Raw genomic sequence first — 19,656 nt, forward strand, 5'->3', positions numbered from 1 at the left:
GCCACGCCGGCCGGAATGGCGGGCTGAAAGGGCCAGATCGAAGTCCACACGGGGTTAAGGGTTCGAAACACGCTCCACGCTTACGGCGCGGAGCACCTACTGCTGCCCGCTTTCTCAGGCGGGCTGGCCGAGCACCCGGTACCACTGCAGCACCTGGTCGACTGCTTCATCGACCGAAAGCGCCGACGTATCGAGCAGCTTGGCATCTGCTGCGGGCTTCAGCGGCGCGGCTGCGCGATTGCTGTCGCGCGCGTCACGTTCACGTAGATCCCGGAGCAAGTCATCTATATTAGCAGAAAAACCTTTTTGCATCAATTGCTTATGCCGCCTGGTCGCGCGCGCCTCGGCGCTGGCCGTCAGGAACACCTTCAGCACGGCATCCGGGAAGATCACGGTGCCCATGTCACGGCCGTCGGCAACGAGGCCCGGCGTCTTGCGGAACGCACGCTGGCGCGCGACGAGCGCGGTACGCACCGGCCCGTGCACGGCGATCGCCGACGCGCGGTTGCCGACCGCTTCCGCACGGATGTCATTCGACACGTCGACACCGTCGAGCTGCGCGCAACCTTCGCGGAACGTGATGTGAAGATCATCGATCAGCTTCACGAGCGCGTCGATGTCCTCCGCCGCGATGCCGTAGCGCACGCTCGCGAGCGCCGCGAGACGGTAAAGCGCGCCGCTGTCGAGCAGGTGGAAGCCGAGATGCGCGGCGACGAGCGCCGCGACGGTGCCCTTGCCGGAAGCAGTCGGGCCGTCAATCGTGATGACAGGGGTCGGGTGAAAGGGTCGGGTCGATTTCATCGGAACAGTCGGGTCAGGCTTTGGCGAGCGCGGCGAAGCGGTCGAAATAGTCGGGGAACGTCTTGCCGACGCACTTCGGATCGTTGATCCGCACGGGCACGCCGCCCAGGCTGACGAGCGAGAAGCACATCGCCATCCGGTGATCGTCGTACGTGTCGATCGCCGCGTTCGGCGTGAGCTTTTGCGGCGGCGTGACGACGAGATAGTCGGGGCCTTCCTCGACGATCGCGCCGACCTTGCGCAATTCGGTCGCCATCGCGGCAATGCGGTCGGTCTCCTTCACACGCCAGCTCGCGATGTTGCGCAGCGTGCTGGTACCGCTCGCGAACAGCGCCGCGACCGCAATGGTCATCGCCGCGTCGGGAATCAGGTTGAAATCCATGTCGATCGGCTCGAGCCGGCCGTGGTCGTGACCGACGCCGCGCACCTCGATCCAGTCGTCGCCCATCGACACGTTCGCGCCCATCTGCATCAGCGCGTTCGCGAAGCCGACGTCGCCCTGGATGCTCGCGCGCCCCACGCCCTCGACGCGCAGCGGGCCGCCGCCGAGCGCGCCGGCCGCCAGGAAATACGATGCCGACGACGCGTCGCCCTCGACCATGATGCGCCCCGGCGAACGATAGCGAACGCCGGCCGGCACGAAGAAGCGCTGCCAGCCGTCGCGCTCGACGGTGACGCCGAAGCGCTCCATCAGCCGGATCGTGATGTCGATGTACGGCTTCGAGATCAGTTCGCCGTCGACTTCGACGACGATCTTTCCATCCTGCGCCTTCACCAGCGGCAGCGTCATCAGCAGCGCCGTGAGGAACTGGCTCGACACGTCGCCGCGCACGCGGATCGGCGCGTCGACCGTGATCGCCGCAGGCTTGATCCGCAGCGGCGGAAAGCCTTCGTTCTGTTCGTAGTCGATCTGCGCGCCGATCTGCCGCAAGCCGTCGACGAGGTCGCCGATCGGCCGCTCGTGCATGCGCGGCACGCCGTGCACGCGATAGTCGCCGCCGTTCACCGCGAGTGCCGCCGTCAACGGCCGCACCGCCGTGCCCGCATTGCCGAGGAACAGGTCGGCGGTCTTCGCGGTGAATGCGCCGCGTGTGCCGGTGACGACACAGGTGTCGCCATCGCGCGCGAGCTTCACGCCGAGCTTGCCGAGCGCGTCGAGCATCACGCGCGTGTCGTCGGAATCCAGCAGGTTGGTGATCGTCGTGTCGCCTTCGGCAAGCGCCGCGAGCAGCAGCACGCGGTTCGAGATGCTCTTCGAGCCAGGCAGGCGCACGGTGCCCGATGCGCTGGAATAGGGGCCGAGATCGAGATAGTCCATGGGAATCGTCCTGTTATTTCTTGACCGGTTCGGCAGCGGGCTGGGCGCCGCGCTCCTGCCATGCCTTGCGTGCGGCGCGCGAGCGCGTGAATACGGCTTCGAGCGCCACGCCGTCGCCGGCGTCGATCGCCGCCCGCAACCGTGCGAGCACGCGCGTGTAGCCGTCGAGTTCGTCGAGCAGCGCCGCGCGATTTGCGACGCACACGTCGCGCCACATTTCCGGGCTCGACGCCGCGATCCGCGTGAAGTCGCGGAAGCCGCCCGCCGCGTACGAGAATTTCAGTTCGGCGTCCGCCTCGCCGAGGATCTGCTCGACGAGCGCGAACGACAGCACGTGCGGCAGATGGCTGATCGACGCGAACACGCGATCGTGCTGCTCCGTACTCATCGTGCGCACGTCGGCGCCGGTCGCCCGCCACATCGCGTCGATCCGCGCGACCGATGCGGGCGCGTTCTCCGGCAGCGGGCACAGCACGACGTTGCGGCCGACGTACAGATCCGGCAGCGCGGCCTCGACGCCGCTCGACTCGCGCCCGGCGATCGGGTGCCCCGGTACGAATTGCGCGATCCGCGCACCAAGCGCCGCGCGTGCGGCCGCGACGACATCGGACTTGGTGCTGCCTGCGTCGGTGACGATCGTCGCGTCGTCGAGCCACGGCGCGATGCGCCCGAGCAACGGGCCGGTTTGCGCGACTGGCGCGGCCAGCAGCACGAGATCGGCGCCGGCAAGCGCGTCGCGCAATTGCACGTCGTCGTCGAGCGCCGCCGCGCGGTCGATCACGCCGAGCGCGAGCGCGCGCTCGACCGATGCACGCGAACGGCCGACGCCGACGACTTCGCCCGCGCCGCCCGGCGCGCGCTCGCGCAGGGCACGCGCCAGCGATCCGCCGATCAGGCCGACGCCGAAGATGACCAGTTTGTTGAATGCAAAGCCTGACACGACAAGAGCCAAGTAACGCGCGCGGAACGACGCCCCGCGCACGGAAGTCCAGATCCCGGGCAACGGGCCCGTATCCGGTGCGACCTGCACCGGATACCGCCCGAACCCGCCTTGGGCAGCGCCGCCCGGCCTGCCCTGCCCGCTTCGCCGCGCCGCCTGCGCGTTGCAGGCGGCGGGCCGCTGCGCGTCAGCGCGCGCGCGGATACGAACCGAGTATCTTCAGGAACGCGGCCTTCTGGCCGAGCTCCGCGAGCGCGGCGGCCACGGCTGGCTCGTCCCGGTGCCCTTCGATGTCGATGTAGAAGTAATACTCCCACGTGCCGACCCGCGCCGGGCGCGACTCGAAACGCGTCATCGACACACCGTGCCGCGCGAGCGGTTCGAGCAGCTTGAACACCGCGCCCGGCTCGTTCTTCACCGACACGATCAGCGAGGTCTGGTCGTGACCGCTCTGGCCAGCCGGCTGCTTGCCGATGATCACGAAGCGCGTGCGGTTGTGCGGATCGTCCTGAATCAGTGAGAACGCAACCTGCAGCCCGTAGTGAGCGGCCGCGCGGTCGCCCGCGATCGCCGCGACGCTCGGGTCGGCCGCCGCGAGACGCGCGGCCTCCGCGTTGCTCGACACGGCTTGCCGCGCGAGCTGCGGCGCGTTCGCTGCGAGCCACTGCTGGCATTGCGCAAGCGCCTGCGCATGCGCGCAGACGCGCGTCACGCCGTCGAGCGTGCCGCTCTGCGTGAGCAGGTTGTGATGGATCGGCAGCGCGAGCTCGCCGCTGATCAGCAACTGCGTCTGCAGCAGCAGGTCGAGCGTGCGCGACACCGCGCCTTCGGTCGAATTCTCGACCGGCGCGACGCCGAATGCGGACGCGCCCGCCTCGACCGAGCGGAACACCTCGTCGACCGACGGGCACGGCAGCCCTTCGATCGACTGGCCGAAGTACTCGAACATCGCCTGTTCGGTGTACGTGCCGACCGGTCCGAGGAACGCGACGTGGATCGTCTGTTCGAGCGCGCGGCTCGCGGCCATGATCTCGCGCCAGATGGCGCTGATGTGCTCGCTCGCGAGCGGCCCCGCACTCATGTCCTGCAGGCGCGCGATCACCTGCAGTTCGCGCTCCGGCCGGAACACCGGCGCGTTGAAATGCTTCTTGACCTCGCCCACTTCCAGCGCCACTGCGGCGCGCTGGTTCAGGAGCGAGATCAGTTGCGCGTCGATCGCGTCGATGCGATCGCGCAGCGGTTTCAGGCGGGAATTCAGTTCGTCGTCCATGCGTAGTTGCCGTGCTGTTTGAACAGCGCCGCCATCAGGCGCCGCGCTGCTCGAAGTCCTTCATGTACTCGACGAGCGCTTTCACGCCCTCGAGCGGCACCGCGTTGTAGATCGACGCCCGCATGCCGCCGACGGACTTGTGGCCCTTCAGCTGCAGCAGCCCGCGCGCCTTTGCGCCGGCAAGGAAGTCTTCATTGCGCGTTTCGTCGGCCAGGAAAAAGGGCACGTTCATCCGCGAACGCACCGCCGGCTCGACCTTGTTCAGATAGAAGCTGCTCGCATCGATCGTGTCGTAGAGCAGCTTCGCCTTCTCGATATTGCGGGCCTCGATCACCTCGAGGCCGCCCTGCCGCTTCAGCCACTGGAACACGAGGCCCGCGATATAGATCGCGTAGGTGGGCGGCGTGTTGTACAGCGAGTTGTTCGCGGCGACGGTTTTCCAATCGAATGCGGACGGGCAGATCGACAGCGCGCGATCGAGCAGATCCTCGCGAACGATCACGACCGTCACGCCGGCCATCCCGATGTTCTTCTGCGCGCCGCCGAACAGCACGCCGTACTTCGCGACGTCCATCGGACGCGACAGGATATGCGACGACACATCCGCGACGAGCGGCACGTTGCCGAGGTCGGGAATCTCGAACGTCTCGACACCGTCGATCGTCTCGTTCGTACACAGATGCACGTAGGCCGGATCGTCCGACAGCTGCCATTCGGCGCGGGCGGGCGCGCGCGTGAAGCCGTCGGCCGTCTTGCCGGACGCGGCCAGATGCGGTGTGCCGTATTTCTTCGCTTCGTCGAACGACTTCTGCGACCACGAGCCCGTCACGACGAAATCGGCCGTCTTGCGCGAGCCGAGCAGGTTCATCGGCACGATCGCGTTCTCGGCGATGCCGCCGCCCTGCAGGAACAGGACCCGGTGGCTGGCCGGCACGTCGAGCAGCTCGCGCAGGTCAGTCAGCGCCGCCTCGTGGATCGACATGAACTCTTTGCCGCGATGGCTCATCTCCATCACGCTCATGCCGCTGCCGTGCCAGTCGAGCATTTCGTCGGCGGCCTGCCGCAGCACTTCCTCGGGGAGCGCCGCAGGGCCGGCGGAGAAATTAAAGACGCGCATCGTGAAAACCTCGGGAGGGACGCGACCGGCTTGCCGCCGGCAGAAAGAACCGCGCCAGAAAAGAAATGGCCGCTTGCGCTCGCGCGCAAACGGCCATTATCGCACTGTCATCAGGCTCCCGCCAAACCCGGCCGAACGGCCGGTGGCGTGCCCGGACGGCTTACTTGCCCGGCTTGACTGCCGCGACTTCCTTGTCAGCCTGCGCGCGCGTCGCCTGGATCGCTTGCGGCATGTACTTCTGCATCAGGCCGTTGACCACATCGCGGCCGACCTGATCCTGAACCTGGATGAACTTGCGGCCCGTCGGGCTCTTGTAGAACGTCGTCAGATCCTTGATCTCCGACGTGCTGTAGTACTTCGCGTAGGCGTCGTACTGAGCCGACATCGCGTCGTTCTGGAACTGCTGCGTGCCGAACACCTTGCCCGCGCCGTCAACCAGCTTCGGCACCGCGTTCTTCTGGAGCGTCGGCACGGCAGCCTGCTTCTGCTTGTCGTTCAGCGACTTGTTTTCCGACAGCGCGTCCGACAGGATCGCCGGCACGAGCTGCTTTGCCTGCATCTCGGCGCTGTTGCCGATAGCCGACACGAGCTTCGGCGCGTCGATCGCGTCGAGCAGATCCTTGATCGCTGCCTTCTTGTCGGCGTCGATCGGCGCAGCTGCTGCGGTTGCAGCCGGTGCGGAATTCGACAGCGCTTGCGCCATCGCGAACGTCGGCACCAGTGCAGCCAGCAGAACCAGTTGCTTGAATTGCTTTTGCATCATCACTCCCTTTTGGAAATATGAATGGTTGCTCGCCGACCGCGGCGCGTGGCGCCCGCGGCGGCTCGAGTCTCATCCGTTCTTCAGGCTTCGCCGTCCGACGCCTCGTCGGCCTCGCCATCGCCCTCTTCGGCTTCCGCAATCTGCTGCAGGCCGGAGAGCTTGGTACCCTCATCGAGACTGATGAGTGTAACACCTTGCGTAGCGCGCCCCATCTCGCGAATCTCGGACACACGGGTACGAATCAACACGCCCGCGGTCGTGATCAGCATGATCTGATCCTCGGCGTCGACGAGCGTCGCAGCCACGACCTTGCCGTTGCGCTCGGACGTCTGGATCGCGATCATCCCCTTCGTGCCGCGGCCGTGACGCGTGTACTCGGTGATCGGCGTGCGCTTGCCGTAGCCGTTCTCGGTCGCGGTGAGCACGGTCTGCTCCTCGCTGCCCGCAACCAGCAGCGCGATGACCTGCTGCCCGTCCTCGAGCTGCATGCCGCGCACGCCGCGCGCTTCGCGGCCCATCGGGCGCACGTCGTTCTCGTCGAAACGCACGGCCTTGCCGGCGTCGGAGAACAGCATCACGTCGTGCGCGCCGTCGGTGATCGATGCGCCGATCAGGTAGTCGCCCTCGTCGAGGCCGACCGCGATGATGCCCTTCTTCATCGGTCGGCTGAATGCCTCGAGCGGCGTCTTCTTCACGGTGCCGAGCGACGTCGCCATGAAGATGTACTTGTCGGCCGAGAATTCCTTGACCGGCAGCACGACGTTGATCTTCTCGCCGTCCTGCAGCGGGAACATGTTGACGATCGGACGGCCGCGCGAGTTGCGCGAGCCCTGCGGCACTTCGTAGACCTTGACCCAGTACACCCGGCCACGGTTCGAGAAGCACAGGATGTAATCGTGCGTGTTCGCGATGAACAGCGTCTCGATCCAGTCGTCTTCCTTCATCTGCGTCGCCTGCTTGCCGCGACCGCCGCGCTTCTGCGCGCGATACTCGGACAGCGGCTGCGACTTCACGTAACCCGCGTGCGACATCGTGACGACCATGTCCTGCGGCGTGATCAGGTCTTCGGTGTTCAGCTCGGTCGCGTTCAGCTCGATCTTCGAGCGGCGCGCGTCGCCGAATTCGGCCTTCACCGTCGTCAGTTCTTCGCCGATCATCGTCGTGATCCGCTCGGGGCGTGCGAGGATGTCCAGCAGGTCGGCGATCTGCGCCATCACTTCGCGGTACTCGCCGATGATCTTGTCCTGCTCGAGACCCGTCAGGCGTTGGAGGCGCATCTGCAGGATTTCCTGCGCCTGCGTGTCGGACAGACGGTACAGCCCGTCGACCTGCATCCCGAACGCCGGGTTCAGACCTTCCGGACGGTACGCGGAACGGCCGCCCGCCGACGCGTTCTCGGCCTCGGCGCGCGTCAGCATCTCGCGCACGAGCGACGAATCCCACGGCTTCGCCATCAGTTCCTGCTTCGCGATCGGCGGCGTCGGTGCCGCCTTGATGATCGCGATGAAGTCGTCGATGTTCGCGAGCGCAACGGCAAGACCTTCGAGCACGTGGCCGCGTTCGCGGGCCTTGCGCAGTTCGTAGATCGTGCGGCGCGTCAGCACTTCGCGTCGGTGCGCCAGGAAGCACTGCAGGATTTCCTTCAGGTTCAGCAGCTTCGGCTGGCCGTCGACGAGCGCGACCATGTTCATGCCGAACGTGTCCTGCAGCTGCGTCGCCTTGTACAGGTTGTTCAGCACCACCTCAGGCACTTCGCCGCGCTTCAGCTCGATCACGACGCGCATGCCGCTCTTGTCGGACTCGTCGCGGATGTCGGAGATGCCCTCGAGCTTCTTCTCGTTGACGAGTTCGGCAATGCGCTCGAGCAACGAGCGCTTGTTCACCTGGTACGGCAGTTCGTCGACGATGATCGCCATCCGCTGGCCGCGGTCGATCTCTTCAAAGTGCGTGGCCGCGCGCATCACGACGCGGCCGCGCCCGGTGCGGTAGCCGTCGCGCACGCCGGCGACGCCGTAGATGATGCCGGCCGTCGGGAAGTCCGGCGCCGGGATGATCTCGATCAGCTCGTCGATCGTCGCCTCCGGGTTGCTCAGCAGGTGCTGGCACGCGTCGACGACTTCATTCAGGTTGTGCGGCGGGATGTTGGTCGCCATGCCGACCGCGATGCCTGACGACCCGTTGATCAGCAGGTTCGGAATGCGCGACGGCAGGACTGACGGCTGCGTTTCGTTGCCGTCGTAGTTCGGCTCGAAGTCGACCGTTTCCTTGTCGATGTCGGCGAGCAGCTCGTGACCGATCTTCGCCATGCGAATTTCGGTGTAACGCATCGCCGCGGCGTTGTCGCCGTCGATCGAGCCGAAGTTGCCCTGCCCGTCGATCAGCATGTAACGCAGCGAGAAGTCCTGCGCCATCCGCACGATCGTGTCGTACACCGCGGTATCGCCGTGAGGGTGATATTTACCGATCACGTCACCGACGATACGCGCCGATTTCTTGTACGCGCGGTTCCAGTCGTTGTTCAGTTCGTGCATCGCGAACAGTACGCGCCGGTGCACGGGCTTCAGGCCATCGCGGACATCCGGAAGGGCACGTCCGACGATCACGCTCATCGCGTAATCGAGATACGAACGGCGCATTTCCTCCTCTAGGGAGGTGGGCAGGGTCTCTTTGGCGAATTGATCCATGTATCCGTATCGTTTCGGAGCGAAGACGGCGAACGCCTTTCGCGTGGGCGCTGCATGCGCAACGCAACGCGAGATTCTAACATGCGCCCATCAGCCGCCAATTCGCGCCCCCCTCTATATGTAAACAGCAAAAATCGCGGTGAAGCCGATGACACCCCGAATCGACCGCGATCGCGCCCCTTCAGGCGGCTGCGGGGTTCCCGCAAATCCATTTCATGCACGCGAGTAAACACTCGCGGCCGTCCACGCAATTTTGCGGACGCACCCTTGACAATCTCTAAAAGTTACGGCAGGCCGGTGTTGCGCATGCACCACAAACGTTGAGGCGATCTTGGGGTGGGGAGGATTTTTTTTCGTAGGAAGGGAACGATATGGCAAAATGCCAACGCACTGAAAGTTAGACGCTGCTCGAAGTCTACACAGAGCGGTGCCGCGTTTTTTGTGCCGCACCAATGTTATACTTCGAGCAATGTATGACTTGTCACCGTCAACAGGCTCGCAGTAAACCTGCGGTAATCTCAATTTCGAGAGGAGAAATATGAATAAACTTTCAAAGCTCGCGTTCATTGCAGCTACCGCAGTTATGGCTGCATCCGCTTCGGCACAATCCGTGCCGGCGTCGCGTCAAGCCGTCAACGACAACTGGGTGAACGGCACGGGCGAATGGGTGTGGATGAACGGCACGAACGAGCTCTGCTGGCGTGACGCATTCTGGACGCCGGCCACCGCCAACGCAAAGTGCGATGGCGCACTGGTCGCCCAGGCACCGCAGCCGCCGGTCGCTCCGGTTGCCCCCGCTCCGGCCATCACGAGCCAGAAGATCACGTACCAGGCCGACGCACTGTTCGACTTCGACAAGGCAACGCTCAAGCCGGCAGGCAAGCAGAAGCTGGACGAGCTGGGCTCGAAGATCCAGGGCATGAACACGGAAGTGGTCGTCGCAACGGGCTACACGGACCGCATCGGTTCGGACAAGTACAACGACCGTCTGTCGCTGCGCCGTGCGCAAGCAGTCAAGTCGTACCTGGTCAGCAAGGGTGTCCCGGCCAACAAGATCTACACGGAAGGCAAGGGCAAGCGCAACCCGGTCACGACGGGCTGCAACCAGAAGAACCGCAAGCAACTGATCTCCTGCCTCGCACCGGACCGCCGCGTGGAAGTGGAAGTGGTCGGTACGCAAGAAGTTCAGAAGACGACCGTTCCGGCACAGTAAGCCGCGGTTTTCGACTGCTTCAAAGCCCCGCTCCGGCGGGGCTTTTTCGTTGACGCCCGCCCAGGCGCTCGCTGGCCTCGTCGTCCGCCCGCTTATATACTCGGGGCTGACGTACCGACGCACCGCCCTCCTTCCGTAGCCCGTTTGCCGACATGACCAACGCCGATCCGCACGAACTCCAGAAATTCAGCGACCTCGCCCATCGGTGGTGGGATCCCAACGCCGAATTCAAGCCTTTGCACGACCTGAACCCGGTCCGGCTCGGCTGGATCGACGCACATGCGCACCTCGCGGGCAAGCGCGCGCTCGATATCGGCTGCGGCGGCGGCATCCTGTCCGAATCGATGGCCGGGCTCGGCGCACAGGTAAAGGGCATCGACCTGTCGACCGAGGCGCTCGGCGTCGCCGACCTGCACAGCCTCGAAAGCGGCATCACGGTCGACTACGAGGCGATCGCCGCCGAAGCGATTGCCGAACGCGAGCCGGGCACCTATGACGTCGTCACGTGCATGGAGATGCTCGAGCACGTGCCGTCGCCGGCAGGCGTGGTCGCCGCGTGCGCGACGCTCGTGAAACCGGGCGGCTGGGTGTTCTTCTCGACGCTGAACCGCAACCTGAAGTCCTACCTGTTCGCGGTGATCGGCGCGGAGTACATCGCGCAGATGCTGCCGAAGGGCACCCACGACTACGCGCGCTTCATCCGCCCTTCCGAGTTGGCCGGGTTCGTGCGCGGGACGGATCTGCACATCGTGGAGATCAAGGGCATCACGTATCACCCGATCGGCAAGCGCTTCGCGCTGTCGAACGACACCGACATCAACTACCTCGTCGCGTGCCGTCGCGGCGCATGACCTTCCAACCGGCATGACGACTCCCCTTCCGACCGACCGGGCCGCGCTCGACGAGCCGCGCCTGCTGCACTGCGATGCCGTGCTGTTCGACCTCGACGGCACGCTTGCCGACACGGCACCCGACCTCGCCGCTGCCGTCAACAAGATGCAGCGCGTGCGCGACCTGCCCGAGACATCGCTCGACGTGCTGCGGCCGCTGGCGTCGGCCGGCGCGCGCGGCCTGCTCGGCGGCGCGTTCGGCATCGACCCGCACACGCCCGGCTACGAAGCGATGCGCGACGAGTTCCTGACCAATTACGCGACGGATCTCTGCGTGCACACGACGCTGTTCCCCGGCATCGGCGACGTGCTCGACGAACTCGATGCGCGCGGCGTGCGCTGGGGCATCGTCACGAACAAGGCGATGCGCCTCACCGCGCCGCTCGTCGAATTGCTCGGCCTCGCGCCGCGTGCAGCCTGCATCGTCGGCGGCGACACGACACCGCACCCGAAGCCGCATCCGGCCCCGCTGCTGCATGCGGCCGAGCGGCTGACGCTCGCCCCCGAGCGCATCGTCTATGTCGGCGACGATCTTCGCGACATCCAGGCGGGCAGCGCAGCCGGCATGGCGACCATCGCGGCCGCGTATGGCTACTGCGGCGACGGTGCCGCGCCGGCTGACTGGCAGGCACAACATCTCGTCGGCACGACGCAGCAACTGCGCGAACTGCTGCGCGATGTTGGGCTATAATGGTTGATCTTATCCGCGGGGGCGACCTGGTTTCGACAGGGGTTGTGAAGCGGCTAGGGCATGTCGAGGACCCGTCACCTCGTTAATCAATGGGAAAATCGTAACTGCAAACGACGATACGTTCGCACTGGCAGCCTAACGGCCGCCGTCCTCTGCCTAGTTCACTGACGGGCTAGTGTCGCAAGACCGGTAGCAATACCGCCAGAGGTCATTTACGTCAGTTAAGCCCTGTCGGCGTCGCGACGCCAGGGTCGAAAACCTAGCGAATCGCCGTAGTGCAGCGTGTTCGTCCGCGTCGCTGCGGTTAAATCAAATGACTGAACTAAACATGTAGAACTAGTCGTGGAGCGCTTCTGGACGCGGGTTCGATTCCCGCCGCCTCCACCAAATTCCGCGCTTGACGCACGAACCCCGCATGACGCGAGTCTGCGGGGTTTTTTGCTGCCGCTGAAACCATGCGCCCCCCGCCTTCCGAAAAAGCGCCCGGCCCCGGACGGGACGGGCGGAATGCCGCCGGTGTTCCGGCGGCAGGAGGTGAAGGATGTTCGGTGTGGCCCGCGCGGTTGTCGACCGCGCCGAGCTGCACCCCGCCCGGCACCGCGTCAGGGAGCGACGTGTCGTCGCACCCGGCACGCGGCCTCATCGGGCAACGCGCAGCTTAGCTGCCGCGATACAGCGACTTCATTTCTTCGGCGCTGGCCGGACGCACGCCGATTGCACGCGAGCCCGATGCCGAGGCGCCCTGCGCCTGTGCGCCGTAGCCGCTGGCGTCGACGCCTTGGGCCTGCGCGAACGCGCTGCGCTGCTGCTCAGCGACACGGGCCGTCGCGGCCTGGATCGATTCCGGATAATGCGGATCTTCGCCGCGGGCGGTGTTGTAACCGGCTTGCTGCAGCTGAACCAGTTCGGCGCGAACCTGTGCGCGGGTGAGTGCCGAGCCGGACTGCGCGAACGACACGACCGGGGCAACGAGAGCGGCAGCAACGACAACGGCTTGAACGAGCGACTTCATGATGACCTACCTCCAGATTTGTCTGATTTCGCGGTGAACACCCGTTCATCGCTGACAAACTGAAGTTTATGTAGGCGCGTGCTTAAGAATAAGGCAGGTTTCTGGAAGACATACTTCCTTGATTGAGGGTTAACCCTAAATCAACGCTCACCTCCTCCGTCGCGGCATGGCAAGGCCACGCGCCACAAAACACGAGCCCCGCGAAGCAGCAAGCTTCGCGGGGCTCGAAGATGACCGCGCGGCCCCGTGCGGTCATCAGTCAGGCGCGTGCCGGTAACGACGCAGCGCACCTGAGCGTGTTTACTGGGTGTCCATCGGGCACTTCAGGTTGCAACCGTTCGGATCACCCAGGTCGCCCTTGCGACGTAACGCCGACTTCTTGCCGCTCTGGAACTTCTGCGACGGCGTCGACGCCGCGAACGGCATCTGCGGATGCTCGTTCAGGCGGAACTGATCGTTCAGGATCCCGCCGGGCACGCCCGGGGAATTCTGCGCAAGCGCGAACGGCGAGACAGCAACTAGAAGCCCCGCGGTCAACGCTGCCGCGGAGAGGGGAACGGAAAGTTTCATGGCGGGATGACACCTGAACGGCGTGCTTGTTGGAACGTTGATCAAACACCGAGCGTAGCGCAAATCCCCTGCTGCTGCAGCGCGGTTCGCTCGCGCTCCCGTTACCGTGCATTGCCGTCCGGTGCGGTCGCGCCGTCGTCGCCGGCCAGCCCCGCCGCGATGCCGGTCAGCGTCCCGCACGCGGCCGGATCGTAGCCGTCGAGATGGGCGACGCGCTCGATGAAGCGCGCGTCACGCAGCAATGCCAGCACGCCGGCGAGCGGCCGCGAGTCGAGTCGCGCGCGTTCGCAGGCGAAGTAATAGTCCTCGTCGACGACCGGGATGAAGTCGAGCCCGAAGTGATGGGCGGCCGGCTCGACGCCAAAACCGAGATCGGCCATCCCGCTCGCGACGAACGCCGCGATCGCCGAGTGCGTAAGCTCGGCCGACGCGTAGCCGTCGATGCGTTCGGGATCGATGCCGATTGCGCGCAACGCGAGATCGAGCAGCATGCGGGTGCCCGATCCCGGCTGCCGGTTGACGAAGCGGATGTCGTTGCGGGCGAGATCGGCGAGCCCGCGCACCTGCTTCGGGTTGCCGCGCGGCACGAACAGCCCCTGCTGGCGACGCGTCAGATGAATCAGCACATGACGCGTATCGTCCAGCCACGGCCGATAAATCTGCGCGCACTGCTCACGGAATGAGCCGCGCGGCAGGTGAAAGCCGGCCAGCTCGCATTCGCCGCGCGCGAGCGCCTGCACGGCCTCGACGCTCTCGCGGTACTTGATGTCGACCGCCGCCTGCGCATCGACGAGCGCGGAGACGAGCGTCGCGACCGCATAGCCGTGCGACGCATGGATACGCACGGCGCCGTCGCGCTGCGCGAGCCGCCGGTTCAGGTCGCTCGCGACTTCGGCGGCCAGCGCGCGCAGGTTCCCGTCGAGCCGGCTGCGCGCGAGGCGCTGCGCGTCGACGACCGCCTGCCCCAACTCCGACAGCGTCGATCCCTTGCCGCGCGCAGTCTCGATCAACTCTCCGCCGACGCACGCTTCGAGCGCGCGCAGCAGGCCCCATGCGTGTCGATACGACAGCCCTTTCGCCTGCGCAGCCTGCGCGATGCTGCCCGTGTCGGCCACAAGCTCCAGCAACGGCGCGACATCAGAAAGGCTGGCGGTGCGTCCCTCCGTGTCGCGGACGGTCAGATACGCGTCGCATTCGATTCGAATCAATTATGCACTCCGATTTCCTATTGCGACCGCGAAATCTTCCGCTTATCGTTGGCGAAAATCAATCAGTACGAAGCCACGATGCGCACTATATGAATTCAGAGCGCATATGAGACTTTGGAGGAGCATAACCGATGTCCCCGAATTCCCCTGCGCCCGACGCGCTCGTCGAGCGCCATGCGCGCGCCGGCCGCTCGCTCGTCGCGATCCTGCACGCGATCCAGGACGACGCCGGCTACGTGCCGGCGGGCTGCGTCGCGCCGCTCGCGAAGGCGCTGAACCTGTCGCGCGCGGAAGTGCACGGCGTGCTCACCTACTATCATCACTTCCGCACCGCGCCGCCCGCGCGCGTGACGATCCAGATGTGCCGCGCCGAGGCGTGCCGCAGCATGGGTTGCGAAACGCTGGCCACACACGCGGAAGCGCGCACGGGTTGCCGGTTCGACGCGGCGCACGACGCTGGCGTCGATGCGCATGCGCCGGGCGCGGTCGCGCTCGAATCGGTCTACTGCCTCGGGCTGTGCGCGCAATCGCCGTCGATGACGGTCAACGGCGTGCTGCACGCAAAAGTCACGCCGGAGAAATTCGACGCACTCCTCGCCGAAGCTGCCGCCCACACCCCGGAGGCCGCATGACGACCCGTATCTACGTTCCGCGCGATTCGTCCGCGCTGGCGCTCGGTGCCGACGCCCTCGCCGCCGCGATCGTCGCGGAAGCCGAACGGCGCGGCGTCGCGATCGAGCTGGTGCGCAACGGCTCGCGCGGGTTGCTGTGGCTCGAGCCGCTCGTCGAGGTCGGCACGGCCGCCGGGCGCGTCGGCTACGCGAACCTGTCGGCCGCCGACGTGCCCGCGCTGTTCGACGCGAGCTGGCTCGACGGCGGCACGCATCCGAGCGGCGTCGGACTCGTCGACGCCCTGCCCTATCTCGCTCGCCAGCAGCGTCTGACGTTCGCCCGGATCGGCCTGACCGACCCGCTGTCGATCGATGACTACCTGACGCACGACGGCCTTGCCGGCCTGAAGAACGCGCTTGCGCTCGACGGCGACGCCGCGTGCGAAACGCTGATCGAATCGGGGCTGCGCGGCCGCGGCGGCGCGGCCTTTCCGGCGGGCATCAAGTGGCGCACCGTCCGGCACGCAAGCGCCACGCAAAAGTACATCGTCTGCAATGCGGACGAAGGCGATTCGGGCACGTTCTCCGATCGTCTGATCATGGAAAGCGACCCGTACTGCCTGATCGAAGGGATGATCATCGCGGGCATCGCGACGGGCGCGACGCTCGGTTACATCTATGTGCGCAGCGAGTACCCGCACGCGATCGCGGCGCTCGAAACCGCGATCGTGCGCGCCCGCGAAGCGGGCTGGCTCGGCGAACGCGTGCTCGGCTCCGCGCATGCGTTCGACCTGCACGTCGCGAAGGGCGCGGGCTCCTATGTATGCGGCGAGGAAACGGCGCTGCTCGAATCGCTCGAAGGCAAGCGCGGCGTCGTGCGCGCCAAGCCGCCGCTGCCCGCGCTCGCCGGGCTGTACGGCCAGCCGACCGTGATCAACAACGTGATCACGCTCGCGACCGCGCCGGTGATCTTCGCGCGCGGCGCCGCGTTCTATCGCGACTACGGGATGGGCCGCTCGCGTGGCACGCTGCCGTTCCAGCTCGCGGGCAACATCCGCCACGGCGGGCTCGTCGAGCTCGCGTTCGGCGTCACGTTGCGCGAGCTGCTGTTCGACTACGGCGGCGGCACGGCAAGCGGCCGGCCAGCGCGCGCCGCGCAGGTGGGCGGCCCGCTCGGCACCTACCTGCCCGAACACCAGTGGGACGTACCGCTCGACTACGAGGCGTATGCGGCAGTCGGCGCGGTCGTCGGTCACGGCGGCATCGTGCTGCACGACGACACGTCGAATCTCGCGGAACTCGCCGAATACGCGATGAAGTTCTGCGCGATCGAATCGTGCGGCAAGTGCACGCCATGCCGGATCGGATCGACGCGCGGCGTCGAGACGATCGCACGCATTCGCCACGGCGATACGTCGGAGCGACAGGTCACGCTGCTGCGCGACCTGTGCGACACGATGCTCGCCGGCTCGCTGTGCGCGATGGGCGGGATGACACCGTACCCGGTGCTGTCCGCGCTCGACCATTTCCCCGAAGATTTCGGGCTCGCCGACGGCAAGCAAGCCGCGTCGGGTCCGGTCACGGCTGCGGCCTGACCCAGAAGGAGCCCTGCATGTCCCTCGACACGAACAACGTCCGCCAAGGCGGCTGCGGCTCGGGCCAATGCGCGTGCAAGAGCGCCGCACAGGCGCGCGCACGCGATCCGTTCGACGAAACCGACTACGGCACGCCGCAACGGCATGCCGATACCGACGTCACGCTCGAAATCGACGGCCAGCCGGTGACGGTACCGGCCGGCACGTCGGTGATGCGCGCCGCGATCGAAGCCGGCGTCAATGTCCCGAAGCTCTGCGCGACCGATTCGCTCGAGCCGTTCGGCTCGTGCCGCCTGTGCCTCGTCGAAATCGAAGGCCGGCGCGGTTATCCGGCATCGTGCACGACACCCGCCGAAGCAGGCATGAAGGTGCGCACGCAGTCGGACCGGCTGCAGTCGCTGCGCCGCAACGTGATGGAGCTGTACATCTCCGACCACCCGCTCGACTGCCTCACCTGCCCCGCCAACGGCGACTGCGAGCTGCAGGACATGGCGGGCGTCGTCGGGCTGCGCGAAGTGCGCTACGGCTTTGACGGCGCGAATCACCTGCGCGAGCAGAAGGACGAATCGAACCCGTACTTCACGTACGATCCGTCGAAGTGCATCGTCTGCAACCGCTGCGTGCGCGCCTGCGAGGAAACGCAGGGCACGTTCGCGCTGACGATCGCCGCGCGCGGTTTCGAATCGCGCGTCGCCGCCGGCGAAAGCGAATCGTTCATGGCATCGGAATGCGTATCGTGTGGCGCCTGCGTCGCCGCATGCCCGACCGCCACGTTGCAGGAAAAATCCGTCGTCCAGCTCGGCCAGGCCGAGCACTCGGTCGTCACGACCTGCGCGTACTGCGGCGTCGGCTGCTCGTTCAAGGCCGAGATGAAGGGCACGCAGGTCGTGCGCATGACGCCGCACAAGAACGGCCTCGCGAACGAAGGCCACGCGTGCGTGAAGGGCCGCTTCGCGTGGGGCTACGCGACGCACAAGGACCGCATCACGAAGCCGATGATCCGCGAGAAGATCACCGACCCGTGGCGCGAAGTCAGCTGGGAAGAGGCGCTCACCTACGCGGCGACGCAGTTCCGCAAGCTGCAGCAGAAGTACGGCCGCGATTCGATCGGCGGCATCACGTCGTCGCGCTGCACGAACGAGGAAACCTATCTCGTGCAGAAGCTGGTGCGCGCCGCGTTCGGCAACAACAACGTCGACACCTGCGCACGCGTGTGCCACTCGCCGACCGGCTATGGCCTGAAGACGACGCTCGGCGAATCGGCCGGCACGCAGACCTTCGCGTCGGTCAGCCAGTCCGACGTAATCATCGTGATGGGCGCGAACCCGACCGACGGCCACCCGGTGTTCGGCTCGCGCCTGAAGCGGCGCATTCGCGAAGGCGCGAAGCTGATCGTGATCGACCCGCGCCGCATCGACGTGGTCGACGGCCCGCACGTGAAGGCCACGCATCACCTGCAGCTGCGCCCCGGCACCAACGTCGCGATGGTCAATGCGCTCGCGCACGTGATCGTCACCGAAGGGCTGGTCGCCGACGCATTCGTCGCCGAACGCTGCGAGACGCGCGCGTTCGAGCAATGGCGCGACTTCGTGTCGCGCGCCGAGAACTCGCCCGAAGCGACTGCGGACGTGACGGGCGTGCCCGCCGAGCGGGTGCGCGAAGCTGCGCGCCTCTATGCGACCGGCGGCAACGCCGCGATCTACTACGGCCTCGGCGTGACGGAACACGCACAAGGCTCGACGACGGTGATGGGCATCGCGAACCTCGCGATGGCGACCGGCAACATCGGCCGCGAAGGCGTCGGCGTCAATCCGCTGCGCGGCCAGAACAACGTTCAGGGCTCGTGCGACATGGGTTCGTTCCCGCACGAACTGCCCGGCTACCGGCACATCAGCGACGCAAGCGTGCGTGCGCAGTTCGAAGCCGCATGGTCGGCCACACTGCAACCGGAACCCGGGCTGCGCATCCCGAACATGTTCGACGCGGCGCTCGACGGCAGCTTCAAGGGGCTCTACTGCCAGGGCGAGGACATCGTCCAGTCGGACCCGAACACGCAGCATGTCGCGGCCGCGCTGTCGTCGATGGAATGCATCGTCGTGCAGGACATCTTCCTGAACGAGACCGCGAAATACGCGCACGTGCTGCTGCCGGGCTCGACGTTCCTCGAGAAGGACGGCACGTTCACGAACGCGGAGCGCCGCATCTCGCGCGTGCGCAAGGTGATGCCGCCGCTCGCGGGCTACGCGGACTGGGAAGTCACGCTGCTGCTGTCGCAGGCGCTCGGCTACGACATGCACTACACGCACCCGTCGGAAATCATGGACGAGATCGCGCGTCTCACGCCGACCTTCTCTGGCGTGTCGTACGCAAAGCTCGACGCGCTCGGCAGCATCCAGTGGCCGTGCAACGACCAGGCGCCGGAAGGTACGCCAACGATGCACATCGACGCATTCGTGCGCGGCAAGGGCCGGTTCGTGATCACGCAGTTCATTCCCACGCCGGAAAAGGTCACGCAGCGCTATCCGCTGATCCTGACCACGGGCCGCATCCTGTCGCAATACAACGTCGGCGCGCAGACGCGCCGGACCGAGAACGTCCAGTGGCACGAAGAGGACCGGCTCGAGATCCATCCGCACGACGCGGAGGATCGCGGGATCCGGACCGGCGACTGGGTCGGCATCGAATCGCGGGCCGGTCAGACGGTGCTGCGAGCGCTCGTGTCCGACCGCATGCAGCCGGGCGTGGTGTACACGACGTTCCACTTCCCCGAATCGGGCGCGAACGTGATCACGACGGACAGCTCCGACTGGGCGACGAACTGCCCGGAATACAAGGTGACGGCCGTGCAGGTGATGCCGGTTGCGCAGCCGTCCGACTGGCAGCGCGCGTACGCGCGCTTCAACTCGGAACAGCTCGACCTGCTCGAGCGCCGCGCAGCCGCACCGGCCGCCGTGACGATGGGCAAGTGAGGAC

Annotated in this window: 16 protein-coding genes and 1 other RNA gene; 7 read left to right on the forward strand and 10 right to left on the reverse strand. The window is 66.2% G+C overall.

Features of this window, described 5'->3' with window-relative positions; genetic code table 11:
* Positions 1-114: 114 nt before the first annotated feature.
* The 7 genes from cmk to gyrA all read right to left on the reverse strand — a co-directional run bounded on the left by cmk (position 115) and on the right by gyrA (position 8,893).
* Entirely contained in the window at positions 115-801 is a 687-nt protein-coding gene (gene cmk, locus GEM_RS12310) for a (d)CMP kinase (RefSeq protein WP_014897727.1), read from the reverse strand.
* A gap of 13 nt (positions 802-814) precedes the next feature.
* Positions 815-2,119 (reverse strand): 3-phosphoshikimate 1-carboxyvinyltransferase, encoded by a 1,305-nt coding sequence (gene aroA, locus GEM_RS12315; protein ID WP_014897728.1) that lies wholly within the window; start codon positions 2,117-2,119, stop codon positions 815-817.
* A gap of 13 nt (positions 2,120-2,132) precedes the next feature.
* Complete coding sequence (locus GEM_RS12320; RefSeq protein WP_041490535.1) at positions 2,133-3,059, reverse strand: prephenate dehydrogenase/arogenate dehydrogenase family protein; 927 nt, start codon at positions 3,057-3,059, stop codon at positions 2,133-2,135.
* Between the two features lie 187 nt (positions 3,060-3,246).
* A complete protein-coding gene (gene pheA / locus GEM_RS12325; RefSeq protein WP_014897730.1) occupies positions 3,247-4,329 on the reverse strand; it encodes a prephenate dehydratase in 1,083 nt (360 codons plus the stop codon).
* Between the two features lie 34 nt (positions 4,330-4,363).
* A complete protein-coding gene (gene serC / locus GEM_RS12330) occupies positions 4,364-5,446 on the reverse strand; it encodes a 3-phosphoserine/phosphohydroxythreonine transaminase (RefSeq protein WP_014897731.1) in 1,083 nt (360 codons plus the stop codon).
* Between the two features lie 160 nt (positions 5,447-5,606).
* Entirely contained in the window at positions 5,607-6,206 is a 600-nt protein-coding gene (locus GEM_RS12335) for a DUF2059 domain-containing protein (protein ID WP_014897732.1), read from the reverse strand.
* Between the two features lie 83 nt (positions 6,207-6,289).
* A complete protein-coding gene (gene gyrA / locus GEM_RS12340; RefSeq protein WP_014897733.1) occupies positions 6,290-8,893 on the reverse strand; it encodes a DNA gyrase subunit A in 2,604 nt (867 codons plus the stop codon).
* Positions 8,894-9,431: 538 nt separating this feature from the next.
* Between gyrA and ompA the strand changes: the two genes are divergently transcribed.
* The 4 genes from ompA (at position 9,432) to ssrA (ending at position 12,074) form a co-directional block, all read left to right on the forward strand.
* Positions 9,432-10,106 (forward strand): outer membrane protein OmpA, encoded by a 675-nt coding sequence (gene ompA, locus GEM_RS12345; protein WP_014897734.1) that lies wholly within the window; start codon positions 9,432-9,434, stop codon positions 10,104-10,106.
* A 152-nt stretch (positions 10,107-10,258) separates the two neighbouring features.
* Positions 10,259-10,957 carry a bifunctional 2-polyprenyl-6-hydroxyphenol methylase/3-demethylubiquinol 3-O-methyltransferase UbiG gene (ubiG, locus tag GEM_RS12350; RefSeq protein ID WP_014897735.1) on the forward strand — a complete coding sequence of 233 codons (699 nt, stop codon included), beginning with the start codon at positions 10,259-10,261 and terminating at the stop codon, positions 10,955-10,957.
* Between the two features lie 13 nt (positions 10,958-10,970).
* Positions 10,971-11,687: a phosphoglycolate phosphatase gene (gene gph, locus GEM_RS12355; RefSeq protein ID WP_014897736.1), complete on the forward strand. Its 717-nt coding sequence runs from the start codon at positions 10,971-10,973 to the stop codon at positions 11,685-11,687.
* A gap of 17 nt (positions 11,688-11,704) precedes the next feature.
* Positions 11,705-12,074: a transfer-messenger RNA gene (ssrA, locus tag GEM_RS29910) on the forward strand.
* 271 nt (positions 12,075-12,345) lie between these two features.
* On the opposite strand, the gene GEM_RS12360 is transcribed toward ssrA, so the two are convergent.
* The 3 genes from GEM_RS12360 to GEM_RS12370 all read right to left on the reverse strand — a co-directional run bounded on the left by GEM_RS12360 (position 12,346) and on the right by GEM_RS12370 (position 14,477).
* Positions 12,346-12,699 carry a DUF4148 domain-containing protein gene (locus tag GEM_RS12360; protein WP_014897737.1) on the reverse strand — a complete coding sequence of 118 codons (354 nt, stop codon included), beginning with the start codon at positions 12,697-12,699 and terminating at the stop codon, positions 12,346-12,348.
* A 300-nt stretch (positions 12,700-12,999) separates the two neighbouring features.
* Positions 13,000-13,269, reverse strand: coding sequence for a hypothetical protein (locus tag GEM_RS12365; RefSeq protein ID WP_014897738.1), 270 nt, complete (start codon positions 13,267-13,269; stop codon positions 13,000-13,002).
* A 101-nt stretch (positions 13,270-13,370) separates the two neighbouring features.
* Positions 13,371-14,477, reverse strand: coding sequence for a substrate-binding domain-containing protein (locus tag GEM_RS12370; protein WP_014897739.1), 1,107 nt, complete (start codon positions 14,475-14,477; stop codon positions 13,371-13,373).
* Between the two features lie 131 nt (positions 14,478-14,608).
* On the opposite strand from GEM_RS12370, the gene GEM_RS12375 reads away from it, so the two are divergent.
* Genes GEM_RS12375 through fdhF form a run of 3 tightly spaced genes read left to right on the forward strand, consistent with a single transcriptional unit; the run spans position 14,609 to position 19,652 of the window.
* Positions 14,609-15,109, forward strand: a complete 501-nt coding sequence (locus GEM_RS12375; RefSeq protein WP_014897740.1) for an NAD(P)H-dependent oxidoreductase subunit E — start codon at positions 14,609-14,611, stop codon at positions 15,107-15,109.
* Positions 15,106-16,683 carry a formate dehydrogenase beta subunit gene (locus GEM_RS12380; protein WP_014897741.1) on the forward strand — a complete coding sequence of 526 codons (1,578 nt, stop codon included), beginning with the start codon at positions 15,106-15,108 and terminating at the stop codon, positions 16,681-16,683. The genes GEM_RS12375 and GEM_RS12380 overlap by 4 nt, the downstream gene beginning before the upstream one ends.
* 17 nt (positions 16,684-16,700) lie before the next feature.
* Entirely contained in the window at positions 16,701-19,652 is a 2,952-nt protein-coding gene (fdhF, locus tag GEM_RS12385) for a formate dehydrogenase subunit alpha (RefSeq protein WP_014897742.1), read from the forward strand.
* Positions 19,653-19,656 lie beyond the last annotated feature (4 nt).

The organism is Burkholderia cepacia GG4 (assembly GCF_000292915.1).
Lineage (GTDB): Bacteria > Pseudomonadota > Gammaproteobacteria > Burkholderiales > Burkholderiaceae > Burkholderia > Burkholderia cepacia_D.

Excerpts from the sequence above, each read along its gene's own strand:
- serC (WP_014897731.1), bottom strand. The coding sequence starts at position 5,446 with ATGCGCGTCTTTAATTTCTCCGCCGGCCCTGCGGCGCTCCCCGAGGAA.
- fdhF (WP_014897742.1), top strand. The coding sequence starts at position 16,701 with ATGTCCCTCGACACGAACAACGTCCGCCAAGGCGGCTGCGGCTCGGGC.
- GEM_RS12365 (WP_014897738.1), bottom strand. The coding sequence starts at position 13,269 with ATGAAACTTTCCGTTCCCCTCTCCGCGGCAGCGTTGACCGCGGGGCTT.
- gyrA (WP_014897733.1), bottom strand. The coding sequence starts at position 8,893 with ATGGATCAATTCGCCAAAGAGACCCTGCCCACCTCCCTAGAGGAGGAA.
- GEM_RS12335 (WP_014897732.1), bottom strand. The coding sequence starts at position 6,206 with ATGCAAAAGCAATTCAAGCAACTGGTTCTGCTGGCTGCACTGGTGCCG.
- aroA (WP_014897728.1), bottom strand. The coding sequence starts at position 2,119 with ATGGACTATCTCGATCTCGGCCCCTATTCCAGCGCATCGGGCACCGTG.
- GEM_RS12380 (WP_014897741.1), top strand. The coding sequence starts at position 15,106 with ATGACGACCCGTATCTACGTTCCGCGCGATTCGTCCGCGCTGGCGCTC.
- ompA (WP_014897734.1), top strand. The coding sequence starts at position 9,432 with ATGAATAAACTTTCAAAGCTCGCGTTCATTGCAGCTACCGCAGTTATG.
- gph (WP_014897736.1), top strand. The coding sequence starts at position 10,971 with ATGACGACTCCCCTTCCGACCGACCGGGCCGCGCTCGACGAGCCGCGC.
- pheA (WP_014897730.1), bottom strand. The coding sequence starts at position 4,329 with ATGGACGACGAACTGAATTCCCGCCTGAAACCGCTGCGCGATCGCATC.
- cmk (WP_014897727.1), bottom strand. The coding sequence starts at position 801 with ATGAAATCGACCCGACCCTTTCACCCGACCCCTGTCATCACGATTGAC.
- ubiG (WP_014897735.1), top strand. The coding sequence starts at position 10,259 with ATGACCAACGCCGATCCGCACGAACTCCAGAAATTCAGCGACCTCGCC.
- GEM_RS12360 (WP_014897737.1), bottom strand. The coding sequence starts at position 12,699 with ATGAAGTCGCTCGTTCAAGCCGTTGTCGTTGCTGCCGCTCTCGTTGCC.
- GEM_RS12375 (WP_014897740.1), top strand. The coding sequence starts at position 14,609 with ATGTCCCCGAATTCCCCTGCGCCCGACGCGCTCGTCGAGCGCCATGCG.